Source organism: Corynebacterium sp. HMSC034H07 (assembly GCF_001815175.1).
In the GTDB taxonomy this organism is placed as follows: Bacteria; Actinomycetota; Actinomycetes; order Mycobacteriales; family Mycobacteriaceae; genus Corynebacterium; species Corynebacterium hiratae.
Map to the genome: position 1 here is coordinate 544 of NZ_KV819535.1, position 11,590 is coordinate 12,133.

Here is an 11,590-nt window from a genome sequence, read left to right on the forward strand (position 1 = left end):
ACCAAACACAAAAAGCGCCGGTAACCTGCGACAAAGGTGCTCCCGATAGAAGAACCCGTCAGACAAGACATGCTGACGGGGATATCGGCGATCCCGCACAACGACGGCCGGCCATTGGGCACAGCGGCGATTCATGGTGAGTGTGGGACGGGGACGTCGTCAAGCATAGGCGTATAACTAGGCGTCGACCGGCGGTGGCCCCGGCGTCTCGTCGAGGATCCCCGCTTGTACCAGATAGCTGGCAAGGTCGCCGTAATTGGTCACCACCTCGTCCGGGTCGTAACCACCCATCACGTACTCGATGACCGCGTTACGACCCTCGAGCACTTCCACCATGACGAATTCCTCATCCTGTCCGAAAATTGCGATCTGGGAACCGCGAGCGGATGTGTAATCCACAACGGATTCCTGCAGCCCCACGCGCTCCGCGTCGCGAATGGCTTCCTGATTCTCGGTGTACTGAGCCACAAACTCACCATCGGCCCCATAGAGGCAGGAAATCGTCGGGACCCACTGCGCGTCGTAGCCCTGATCTGCTGACTCACCGAAATAGGACGTATCTTCGTAACACTCGGACGTCAGCTCAGCCAGAGGTGTAGGAACAGACGCCGGCACCTCGGACTCTCGGATAGCGTCAACATCATCGACGTCAATCGTGCGCTCCCAATAGCCGGCATCAGAGGCAGCGACCTCTCCTGGCCCATCTTCCAATCCAGCGGCAAAGTCCTTAAAAGCAGAAAACGCCGCCACAAGAGCGAGCCCTGTAACCAGAATAAGACCGAGGATTATTGCTAGAACAATCCACAACACTTTCTTCGAACCGGGCTTCTTCTGTGGCGGTTGCGGCATCCCTTGGCCTTGCCCATTAAAACCGGGAGGCGCTTGGTTGTGCCCAGGTTGGACGTGGTGCGGGTTCTGGCCAAACCCGCGGGGAGGAGACTGAGATTGAGAGTTGTCGAATGGATTCGTCATGTCGCTCAATTTAACAGAGAACCACGTCACACAAACCCTAAAAATGCAGGATGCGAGGCCTAATCCCCACCGGTAGCTGTAATGCTTTTCGGTCTGGCAGGCCGGAGCACTAGACTTTTTACCCGATGACTACTTTCGCCGAACTCGGCCTCCCCCGCGATGTTGTTCGTATCTTAGACAAACAGGGCATCACGACCCCCTTCCCTATCCAAGAAGCCGCTATTCCCGACGCCCTCGCCGGCAAGGATGTCCTCGGCCGCGGCCCCACAGGCTCGGGAAAGACCTTTACGTTTGGTCTCCCTATGCTGGCCCGATTGGCGGAGTCCGGGGTGTCGCGTCCGGCCCACCCGCGCGGGCTGGTCCTAGCACCGACGCGCGAGCTGGCAACCCAGATCCAGCAGCGCTTAGAAGAACCCGCGGCAGCATTGGGACTGCGGGTACTGGCAGTCGTCGGGGGTGTCAACATCAACAACCACATTCGCTCGCTTGCCCGCCCGGTTGACCTGCTCGTTGCCACACCGGGACGCGCCCAGGACCTCATCGACCAGGGCAAGCTCTTCTTCGACCACGTCACTATCACCGCCCTCGACGAGGCGGACCAGATGGCGGACATGGGCTTCCTCCCCCAGGTACGCAAGCTGCTCAATCTCACGCCGGTCGATGGTCAACGTTTGCTCTTCTCCGCCACCCTCGACGGCGAAGTCAACAAGCTGGTCAACCAGTTCATGCACGATCCCGTCACCCACTCCACCGCCCCCGTCGAGGCAGCCGTCGATACGATGGAACACCACCTTATTTTCATCGGCACCCGCGAGGCCCGCAATGACGTCGTTCTTCGCCTCGGCGCACGCAAGGGCAAGACCATCATGTTTATGCGAACCAAGCATGGCGTCGACAGGCAGGCCAAAAAGCTGCGCCGCGTCGGAATCAACGCGCTGCCCTTGCACGGCGATAAGGGCCAGGGCTCACGTACCAAGGCCATCGAGGGCTTCGCAGACGGCAGCGTTCCGGTACTCGTCGCCACCGATATCGCTGCCCGCGGTATCGACATCGCCGACGTCTCCCTTGTCGTCCACGTCGATCCGCCAGCTGAACACAAGGCCTATCTGCACCGCTCGGGCCGTACTGCACGCGGAGGCGACTCCGGCACCGTAGTCACGCTCGTCACCGACGAGCAACGCGATGAGGTGGCAAAGCTCATCGCGAAGGCCGGGGTTGCGCACACCGACCTCGACATCAGTGACCGCGCCAACCCAGCCAGCAGTCCCGAGCTTGCCCAGATGACGGGAGCTCGCAAGCCCAAGGGCGAGCCGCTCGGCCCACCACACCAGCAACCATCAAAGAAGAAGCCACAGAGTCAGTCCGAACGGCAGCCTTCGCGGCGGCGATCGGGTAGCCGTAACCAGCGCCGCCGACGGGGCAACGCAGGTCAGAGATGATTCTCCAGCCTAAAACCTGGCAAACCCGGATGACCATGCACGAGGAGGCGGCCAACGAGTATCTCACCCGCTACCGCCACCCGGGCTCGTATCACCCTGTCTACGACTTCCTTTTCGAGTACTACCCCGTCCGCCCGTCACACCTGCGGCGTTGGCACCCAGGCGTCGGTGTGACTCTGGCCGGCGAGGTCCCACATGCTCAGTGGAACTACTACCACCGCACTGATGAGGGCGTCACGGTGGACACTGAGGCCTTCCTCGCACGCCGCGGTAACACCGTTCGCTACATCCTGAATCTGCTAGAAAAGACCACGCATAACCCCACCCAATTCGATTGCTTTGGCCTGCACGAATGGGCCATGGTCTACCACACCGATTCTCCTCGCCATGACTTGCCGCTGCGGTTAGGGGCGGAGGGGACGAATGAGGTCGTCGATAGGCACCGCATCAAGTGCACGCATTACGATGCCTTCCGCTTCTTCACTGAGCCCGCGCGCCCGCTCAACCTCACGGTGCTGACTCGCGAGGGGCAACCGGAGAACGACCAGGCTGGCTGCGTCCATGCGACTATGGATTTGTATAAATGGGCGTGGAAATTGGGGCCATTGGTACCGGGTGAGTTGTTCCTCGACACCTTCCGGCTAGCCGTGGCAGCACGCACACTTGATATGGAAGCGTCACCCTACGATTGCCGCGAGTGGGGCTTTGGGGTCGTTCCCATCGAAACGGCGGAAGGAAAGTCCGAGTACGTGCGTCGCCAACGCGCGCTTGCCGACGCCGCCGAGCCCCTGCGCGCGCGGCTTGTCTCCCAAATTCGCGCCGCACTGCCCGCTACAATGAGGAACCATTGATGTGACCCGACGGGGCGCGCTGTGCCGCCCCGCGAAACCAGCGCGGAAGGAAAGAGATGGCCCGGCACTCGGATGGAAAGAATAACTACGCATTTGCACCGTGGGTCATCATCGTGGCCGTTTTAGCGGTGCTGGCGCTGGTTATCGGAGGGTTCCTCCTCTTCCGCGGAAACGATTCCGATTCCGGTGAAACGGTGGCGGCAGAATCAACTACAGCTAAGACGGAGGAGACCTCTACTGCAGAGGCGACAACGTCGGCCGCGCCTGCGTCGTCGGAAACGGCGAAGGACACCGAATCGACGTCGGCCGCCCCCAGCTCGGAGGAAAAGGCCGCAGAGGCAAAGGTTGCGCCGAATACGTTGTTCCTCCTCGATACGTCCGAGAACCTCACGCCCTATTTCGATGCGGTAAGCCAGGGTGTGGCTGAGGCGGCGTCGGCGGCCGGCGCGGAGGGAAGCCAGGTGGGCCTCTGGAACTACTCCTCCCCTCTTTCCGCCTCGGCAACCGTGGGTTACCGCCAAAACGTGTCGTATGGGGATACCGATAACGTTGCCTATGCCGTAGGTATGTTTGGCACGGGTGGCGTTCCGCAAACCCGCAGTGCTGTGGTAGCCGCACTGGATAACGCAACCGACCAGGTGGCTGAAAGCGGCAAGGACACACGCGTTGTGCTCGTAACCACCGGCACGCAGCAAGATATGGATGATGCTGCCTTCGCCGAGGCCGTAAAGAATGCCCGCGGCGAAGGAGTGAGCTTGAGCGTGGTGCACGTGGGTAACGGCGAGAAGGATGCTGAACTCGAAAAGCTGGCTGATTCCTACAGCACGGTCGCAGATCCATCCGATGCCCAAGACAATGCAACGGCCATCTCGGCCGCAGTCGGCGCACGCTAGACGCGGGCTCTCGTGCAAAGCGAGTCCGCGGGGTGCACTCCCAAAGCGCAGAAAGCCGCCGCATCTTTCCCCAGGACACTGACGTGAGCAGCAGTGCAGGAAAGACGCGGCGGCGAGTGGCTCGAGTTTAAGAGCTCTTACGCTTGCGGCGAGCAGCGAGCTCGTCGAGGCCAATAACGACGTCAGTTTCTTCTTCCTCCACGACGCGCTCGGCCGGGAAGGACGTGATGGTACCGGAGAGCTCCTTAAGGATGCCAGGTACGGCGATACCGAATACGCCTTGGCCTCCGGCGAGGAGGTCGATGACTTCATCGTTGGACCGGCACTCATAGACCGTGGTGCCGTCGGAGACAAGCGTGAGCTCCGCCAAGTCATTAACGCCGCGATCCCGCAGGGATTCCACGGCGAGGCGGATGTTCTGCAGGGAAATACCGGTGTCCAGCAGGCGCTTGACAATCTTGAGCACCAATACGTCCTTAAAAGAGTACAGACGCTGGGAGCCAGAACCACGCGCGGTGCGGATAGAGGGCTTGACCAGGTCGGTGCGTGCCCAGTAATCCAGCTGACGGTAGGTAATGCCGGCTACCTGACACGCGATGGGAACGCGGTAGCCCAACTCCTCGTCCGGTCCGACGTCGAAGAGGGATTCCTGGACGTAGCCGTTCGTTGCGGCGTCATCGAGCGGCAGGGCGCGGGACTCGGTGCGGTTGTTTTTACTGCTCACGTAATTACTCCAGTGATGTTTGAGGGGAGTTCTATTTTTCTATTAAAGGCCACGTCAGCGACCACGTCAAGGGTCGCCCTTCGTGAACCTCTAGTAGAACTTTAGACTTCTTTGGTCACTTTGTCATCATTAGTCACACGCGTGTCATTAAAAAAATCGCTGATGACAAGAAAAGCGGCACCCAGAAACGGTGCCGCTGTGTTTAGTCTGTTGTGCTGGCAAGTATGCCGAGCCGACCGCTACCCTTCTACGTACGAAGCTCAGCTGGATGCGCGGGCCTTAGTCTTCATCGTCCGGCGAGTCGCCCCCAAGCAAATCTTCTTCGAAAATGCCGGAATCACGCATCAGCTGCTCAAAGTCATCGTCTTCCTGGGCTTTCTGCCGGGCCGCCATCTCTTGAAAATCGCGCGACCTCTTCTCCGGGAAGGTCTCTGGGGACTTAGCCTCGCGCTCGAGACCGTAGTACTCCTTAAGGTCTTCATCGCTAATGTAAACAGCGACCTCCTCGAGCACCTCCTTCTCAAACCGGATGGGCACCCCGTAGTGATCTGCTAGGACGAGGGCGTCACAGATGCGGGCGTCGTGCTCCTCACCTGTTCCGTCGACCACGTCGACCATGAAAGCGCCCTTGTGGTACTCGGAGACACAAATATGCTCGATCCCATCAAGCTGGTCGGCGAAGGCAATCAGGAGTTCATAGGTACTAGGCCGCGCGTTGTAATGGCGCTCCAGCACCTGGAGAACGCGGGCTCCATCAATAGGCGAGACCCACACAGGTACGTGCCGGTCTGCCTCTTCCCAGTAAAAGAGGGCGCACAAGTTATTCTCGGGGCCGACGGGGTGGATTCCTAAAAATTTCAATACTTCTGCAGTCATGGCACCCACTTTTCCACACTTTCCTCACGCGTGGCGATTGACAGAGCAGCCCTCTATTCCGCTACGGGCGGAACTCGTCCCGCAGCTCAGTCTTGACCAGCGTTCCATGAAGGGACAGAACAAGCGCCGCCATCTGCTGCGAGAGCTCTTCGGCCTGCTGCGGGGCCGTATCAGACTTCGAATGCGCCACCGGTGAAGCCACCTGTGAAATCATGTCTGCCTGCCGGCGGGCGGCATTGCGCAGCGACTTCAATTGCCGTGCCTCAAAGCCGAAGGACTCTAAGGCGACAGCCGCCGACACAATAGACACGTCATCCGTGTCAAAGAATCCCGCCGGATCCGGCTTAATGAGCCCCACCGAGACCAGCTCCGCAATGTTTTCTTGCGTGGTCCCGGCTTGGTCGGCCACGTCGGCGTCGGTAAGCCTGGTCACCACTGGTGCTCGCAGCTGCTCGGCACTGATCAGTGCCTCAGCCTGGGAGGAGACAATGGCGGTTACTTGCCCCGAATCCATCGCCTCCAGCTGCTCACGAATAACCTTGAGCGGCGTGTAGTGATCGCGCTGCGCGGTCAGAATGTAGCGCAGACGGTCAAGATCCTTCTGGTAGTAGCGGCGGTAGCCCTTCGCGGTGCGTTCCGGAGTAATCAGACCCTCAGATTCCAAAAAGCGAATCTTCGACACCGTCACGTCCGGGAACTGCTTCTGCACGTGCTTCAGCGTTACGCCAATAGACATGGGCTTTTGCTTGGTCTTCTTGGCCGCCGAAGATGCTGTTGCTGCAGCTGCGGTGGACTTCTGAGCGCTCACGATGGGACTACTACTGCTTTCTACGCGGATTCACTTTGACAAAGGGCAGGCACAGTGAGGAAGCAAGACCGGCTGCTCCCCTCGTACCCCCGCTTCGTCCTTGCTGACGGGTACTGCCCTATTTAGGGGCGATGAAGACGAGGCGGAACTTACCAATCTGGATTTCGTCGCCTACTTCCAGTACCTGCGCATTGCGCGGCTCGCGATTGACGTAGGTGCCATTGAGCGATCCGACGTCCACGACCTCGAACTGGCCATCCTTGGCGCGGAATTCTGCGTGGCGGCGGGAGACGGTGACGTCATCGAGGAAGATGTCCGCTTCCGGGTGGCGGCCGGCGGTGGTGGTCGGCTGATCAAGCAAGAAGCGCGCGCCAGCATTCGGGCCGCGCTTCACGACGAGCAGGGCCTGGCCTTCAGCCAGGTTCTCAGCACCAGCAACGGAGGCGTCGGAGCCCGCCGCGGTGCCGTTTTCCATCTCCTTAAGAAGATCAGCGCGGAAGACAGAAGTAGTCTCTGCCTGCGGTTCCGGCGTTCCGGTATTCTCGCTCATTTTTACCTCCGAAGGGTCGGATCGATGTTGACTCATTCCATATTAGCGACTCCGCTGCGCGCGCGAGTCGCCTCTCCACAAATACATTAACGGAAAATGTTTCCTATGCCTTTGAGCACGGAATTTCCGCCGCCAGACAATGGATTATCGGAAACCATATAAGTCCAGGTGGCACTCGGGCGGGACAGTCCATGATCCTCTAGGTGCGCACCATCGGCATCAATAAGCACGGTCTTAAAAGTATCGACGGCGTCATCAACCGCGCGCTGCGCCAAATCCTTGAATTCGCGTACCGCGATGCGGTGGTATTCATCGATGGGGGTCTCACGGGCAATGGCACGCAAGTGAATGGATTCACGCACGTCATCCATCAGCTCCAAGTGGTCGGCCCACGCCAAGTCGAGGTGGTAGAGCATGATCTCGCGGGCGGCGCGCTCACGGGCATCCACGGGGACGTCGCTTAGCTCGGCGGCGCGATCGGGCGCTCGCTCAGCGAGCTCCTGCCAGGCCTGGTCTGTATCGAGCAACTTGGCACGGCGCTCATCGATAATGATGCGCTGATCCGCCAGCAGCTGGTTGTACTTCCACGTCTGCGCGTGAATCTCCAGCAACTGGCCTTCCGTCACCCGCTGACAATGTGCGATGAAGTCCCGAACACGCTTGGATTCAATGAGGCCATCGGCGTCTGGACGCGCCGAAAGGGACTCATCTTCCCCACCCTGCTGAACTACGTCGTCCTCCAAGGAGACGAAGAAGAGCGACATGCCCGGATCTCCCTGTCGGCCCGCACGGCCGCGCAGCTGGTTGTCCAACCGCGAGGAACGGTGCCGGGAGGTGCCAAGTACTGCCAAACCGCCCTTCTCGACGACCGCGTCGCGGTCAGCTTCGTCCGCGCCGCCCAGCTTGATATCGGTGCCGCGGCCCGCCATCTGCGTGGAGACCGTCACGCGCCCCACGTCGCCTGCCTCCGCGACGATGCGTGCTTCGTCCTCGTCGTTCTTAGCGTTGAGGACGTTGACAGTAATGCCACGTTCGCGCAAAGCTGCAGCGAGGTCCTCGGATTCCGCGACATCGTGGGTACCCACGAGGACCGGCTGACCCGTGCTGTTGATCGCAACGATCTCGTTGACGATGGCGCGCGATTTTTCATCCACAGACGCGTAGATGCGGTCAGCTTCGTCGAAGCGCTGCAGTTCCTTGTTGCGGTCGATGACCGAGACGTGCAAGTCATAAAACTGTCGCAACTGGTCGGTGGCCTCCACCGCGGTGCCCGTCATGCCACAGACCAAGGGGTAGCGACGCATGAGCTCCTGCAGCGTAATGGTGTCGAGGATGCGCCCACCTTCTGATACCTCCAGGCCTTCCTTGGCCTCCACCGCCGCCTGGAGCCCGTCCGGCCAGCGTTGTAGCTCGGCCACGCGGCCGCGGGAGGCGTCGATAAGCTGCAGCTTTCCGTCCGTGATGATGTAGTGAATGTCACGGATGAGCAGCGCCTTCGCGTGTAGCGCCAGGTTGACCTTCACCAATACGGAGCCGATATTCTCCTCCGAATACAGCGAGTCAATGCCCAACTCCCGCTCTACTCGAGCCGCACCATCATCGGTGAGCGCCACCGTGCGGCCGTCCTCCGCGATGACATAGTCCTGCTCCTCGCGCAAGCGCGAGACCACGTTGGTGATGTGGCCCGTGGACTCCTCGCCGGGCCGATTTCCGGCGAGGACGAGGGGGACGAGGGCTTCGTCGACAAGCACCGAGTCGGCCTCATCCACCAACGCCACGTCCGCGCGCGCCTGCACCGTCTGCTCCCGGGAGGTGATCTGGTTATCTCGCAGCACATCGAAACCGAGCTCATTAACCGGCGCATAAATGATGTCGGAAAGGTAAGCCCCGCGCCGCTCTTCCGGCCCCATTTTCTCCGTTACGGAGGCCACCGTGAGTCCAAAGAACTCCACGAGTGGGCGCATCCATTCGGCGTCACGCGCCGCTAGATAGTTGTTAACCGTCACTAGGTGCACGCGCTTGCCGGTGAGCGCGAAACCCGTCGCGGCCATGGCACCCACCAGTGTCTTTCCCTCACCGGTGGCCATTTGGATGACGTCACCTTCAAGAAGACGCAGTACGGCCTGGGACTGGACATTAAAGGGCCGCATACCGAGCTTACGTTCACTCGCCACAGCCAGGGCCGCGAGGAAACGAGACTTATCTGCAATTACCCCGTCTTTCACGCAAGCGCGCGCAGTGGCGGCAACGTCAGCATCCGACAGGGCCGCAATGTCCCCCACTGCTGAATCGGCTGCCGTCACGACAGCCTTCGATTTCTTGTTGTTGCGCTCGGACTGCGCGCCCATTGCCTTCCAGAACCAATCGAATGCGCCCATGAGCACTCCTCCATCCTTGTGCGTCATACAGGTCTTCTATCGACTCTAGTCAACCCCGGTTCGCAAGCGTGCGTTCGCCCTTATATCCTTACGGACATGCAATCCGTGAACGTGTCGCTCCCCTCCAGCACCGGTACCGCGATGGCCGGAACCATCGACTTCCCTGACTCCCCTCCGCAAGCCTTCGCCATCTTCGCGCACTGCTTTGCCGGTTCGCGCCATACCCCCGGCGCCGCTCGTGTGAGCAAGCAGCTGACTAACTTTGACATCGCTACCCTACGCTTTGATTTTCCTGGCCTAGGCCAATCCGAAGGAAATTTCGCGGACACCTGCTTTAGCCAGAATGTTGCCGATATCCAGGCTGCTGCCGACTGGCTAGCACACAACTATTCCGCACCACAGCTACTCATGGGCCATTCACTGGGCGGGGCTGCCGCTCTGGCCGCGGCCAACAACATTCGCTCCCTCAAGGCCGTGGCCACCATCGGCGCCCCCTTCGATCCTGCACACTCCGTGCTGCACTACGCCGACAAGATCGGCGAGGTCGACGCCAACGGTGAAGTCGAGGTCACCCTTGGCGGCCGGGCGCTGATCATTTCGCGCCTCTTCCTCGAAGACCTTGCTGAGACCAACCCGGAGGACTATCTTCCGCGCCTGCGCAAGCCCCTCATGGTGCTGCATTCCCCCATTGATCAAACGGTGGGCATTGATAACGCACAAAATATTTTCCGGACCACGCGCTATCCCAAGTCCCTCGTCGCCTTGGATAAGGCCGATCACCTGGTGACTAAGCAGGGCGCGGCAGCCCGTGCCGCCGACCTCATCGGGGCTTGGGCGGAGCAGTTTATTGTTCCGGAGAACATTCCCACCCCAGTTGCTGAGGACTCCGCGCTTGCAATTCCGGCAGTTGGAACCAGGATGGGCGTCGTCGTGCACCACAATGACCGATCGGTGAGCGCTGACCGCACGAAAAAGAACGGCGGCAAAGGCCAAGGTTTCACCGCGGAAGGCCTTCTTATGTCTGCAGTGGCTACGGCAAGCACTCAGGCCATCAAAGAAGCAGGCAAGGCGCAGAAAATCGACGCGAAGGTGCTCGAAGCGGTATCTGTCAGGGTTAACCAAGAATCCGAATCTCGTTTCACACGTACGGTGACGCTTCCTGGCTTTCTGAGCGCCGATCAACAACGCGCGCTTGCCGACGCCGCCGCTTCCACCACCATCGATTCCCTCCTCGCTGTGGACATCGCCACCACCGTGGCAACCACTGCAGAATAAGCCGCCCATGGTTGTTCTTAACCCACTTGACCCTGCCGCCCGCTGTCCCTGCGGTACCGGCCTAAGCTTCGGCGAGTGCTGCTCGCGCTACCATGCCGGCACACCCGCCCCCTCAGCGGAGACCCTGATGCGCTCGCGTTTCAGCGCTTTCGTCGCCGGCGACGAGGATTATTTGCTGCGTACCTGGGACCCCGAAACCCGCCCCGAGCGCCTCGATCTAGCGGATACTGGGATCCGCTTCTACCGCCTCGACATTATCGACACCGTCGCCGGCGGCCCCTTGGACCAGACCGGCATCGTTGAATTCGAAGCCTTTTACAAGGGGGCCGCGAAGGGCTCGCAGCGAGAGCGCTCCTCTTTCCACCGCCAAAACGGGCAGTGGGTCTATTCCGCCGGAGAGTTTTAGCTGCCGCTAAAACAAAGGTTGAACTGGGATTTGTCGAAGCGAATACCGCTAGTGTAATCTGTAGCAGTTGCACCTAATGGTGCGGCGGCGGACTATGGCGCAGTTTGGTAGCGCACTACACTGGGGGTGTAGGGGTCGCAGGTTCAAATCCTGTTAGTCCGACAAAATTTAGGGACGGTTTTGCGAATCTAGCTTAAATCATTTGCGAAACTGCTCCGCATAGCTAAACCCACCGCTTCACCGCGGTGGGTTTAGTCGTTTTCGCTCTGTTCCAGTCGTTGACTAATAAGGAACACAACATGGTTCGTCCCCTCTAAAACGACTTCTAGCCCGGAACTTCTAGCCCGGAACCCCATATCGGTTTTCCGAGCTAGATGGATAAAAGTATTGGCTTAAGGGACATTTCGTGTGGATTTGC

The 11,590-nt window shown here is 59.9% G+C and carries 11 protein-coding genes and 1 tRNA gene; 6 read left to right on the forward strand and 6 right to left on the reverse strand.

Features of this window, described 5'->3' with window-relative positions:
• Positions 1 to 177 precede the first annotated feature (177 nt).
• Positions 178 to 972 carry a hypothetical protein gene (locus HMPREF3009_RS08760; protein ID WP_232745451.1) on the reverse strand — a complete coding sequence of 265 codons (795 nt, stop codon included), beginning with the start codon at positions 970 to 972 and terminating at the stop codon, positions 178 to 180.
• Between the two features lie 125 nt (positions 973 to 1,097).
• On the opposite strand from HMPREF3009_RS08760, the gene HMPREF3009_RS08765 reads away from it, so the two are divergent.
• From HMPREF3009_RS08765 to HMPREF3009_RS08775, 3 genes are read left to right on the forward strand one after another with little or no spacing between them, the layout of a single operon-like run.
• The gene (locus HMPREF3009_RS08765) at positions 1,098 to 2,411 is read left to right on the forward strand and encodes a DEAD/DEAH box helicase (RefSeq protein ID WP_070681388.1); all 1,314 of its coding nucleotides are present in this window, start codon (positions 1,098 to 1,100) and stop codon (positions 2,409 to 2,411) included.
• A complete protein-coding gene (locus HMPREF3009_RS08770; protein WP_070681391.1) occupies positions 2,408 to 3,262 on the forward strand; it encodes a 3-methyladenine DNA glycosylase in 855 nt (284 codons plus the stop codon). Before HMPREF3009_RS08765 ends, HMPREF3009_RS08770 begins: the two co-directional genes overlap by 4 nt.
• Positions 3,263 to 3,318: 56 nt before the next feature.
• The gene (locus HMPREF3009_RS08775; RefSeq protein WP_070681394.1) at positions 3,319 to 4,155 is read left to right on the forward strand and encodes a vWA domain-containing protein; all 837 of its coding nucleotides are present in this window, start codon (positions 3,319 to 3,321) and stop codon (positions 4,153 to 4,155) included.
• A 127-nt stretch (positions 4,156 to 4,282) separates the two neighbouring features.
• Here the strand turns inward: HMPREF3009_RS08775 and HMPREF3009_RS08780 are convergent, their stop codons facing one another.
• The 5 genes from HMPREF3009_RS08780 to secA2 all read right to left on the reverse strand — a co-directional run bounded on the left by HMPREF3009_RS08780 (position 4,283) and on the right by secA2 (position 9,491).
• Entirely contained in the window at positions 4,283 to 4,843 is a 561-nt protein-coding gene (locus HMPREF3009_RS08780) for a MerR family transcriptional regulator (protein ID WP_180963924.1), read from the reverse strand.
• Between the two features lie 315 nt (positions 4,844 to 5,158).
• Entirely contained in the window at positions 5,159 to 5,755 is a 597-nt protein-coding gene (locus HMPREF3009_RS08785; protein WP_070681398.1) for a bifunctional nuclease domain-containing protein, read from the reverse strand.
• Between the two features lie 61 nt (positions 5,756 to 5,816).
• Complete coding sequence (locus HMPREF3009_RS08790) at positions 5,817 to 6,563, reverse strand: transcriptional regulator FtsR (RefSeq protein ID WP_046649387.1); 747 nt, start codon at positions 6,561 to 6,563, stop codon at positions 5,817 to 5,819.
• Between the two features lie 118 nt (positions 6,564 to 6,681).
• Complete coding sequence (gene odhI / locus HMPREF3009_RS08795; RefSeq protein WP_010186533.1) at positions 6,682 to 7,113, reverse strand: oxoglutarate dehydrogenase inhibitor Odhl; 432 nt, start codon at positions 7,111 to 7,113, stop codon at positions 6,682 to 6,684.
• Between the two features lie 86 nt (positions 7,114 to 7,199).
• Entirely contained in the window at positions 7,200 to 9,491 is a 2,292-nt protein-coding gene (secA2, locus tag HMPREF3009_RS08800) for an accessory Sec system translocase SecA2 (protein ID WP_046649392.1), read from the reverse strand.
• Positions 9,492 to 9,587: 96 nt separating this feature from the next.
• Here secA2 and HMPREF3009_RS08805 point away from each other — a divergent pair, with 96 nt between their 5' ends.
• The 3 genes from HMPREF3009_RS08805 to HMPREF3009_RS08815 all read left to right on the forward strand — a co-directional run bounded on the left by HMPREF3009_RS08805 (position 9,588) and on the right by HMPREF3009_RS08815 (position 11,334).
• Entirely contained in the window at positions 9,588 to 10,766 is a 1,179-nt protein-coding gene (locus HMPREF3009_RS08805; RefSeq protein ID WP_070681401.1) for a bifunctional alpha/beta hydrolase/OsmC family protein, read from the forward strand.
• Between the two features lie 7 nt (positions 10,767 to 10,773).
• Positions 10,774 to 11,172, forward strand: coding sequence for a YchJ family protein (locus tag HMPREF3009_RS08810; protein ID WP_070681404.1), 399 nt, complete (start codon positions 10,774 to 10,776; stop codon positions 11,170 to 11,172).
• 88 nt (positions 11,173 to 11,260) lie between these two features.
• Positions 11,261 to 11,334: transfer RNA gene (locus HMPREF3009_RS08815), tRNA-Pro, on the forward strand.
• Positions 11,335 to 11,590 lie beyond the last annotated feature (256 nt).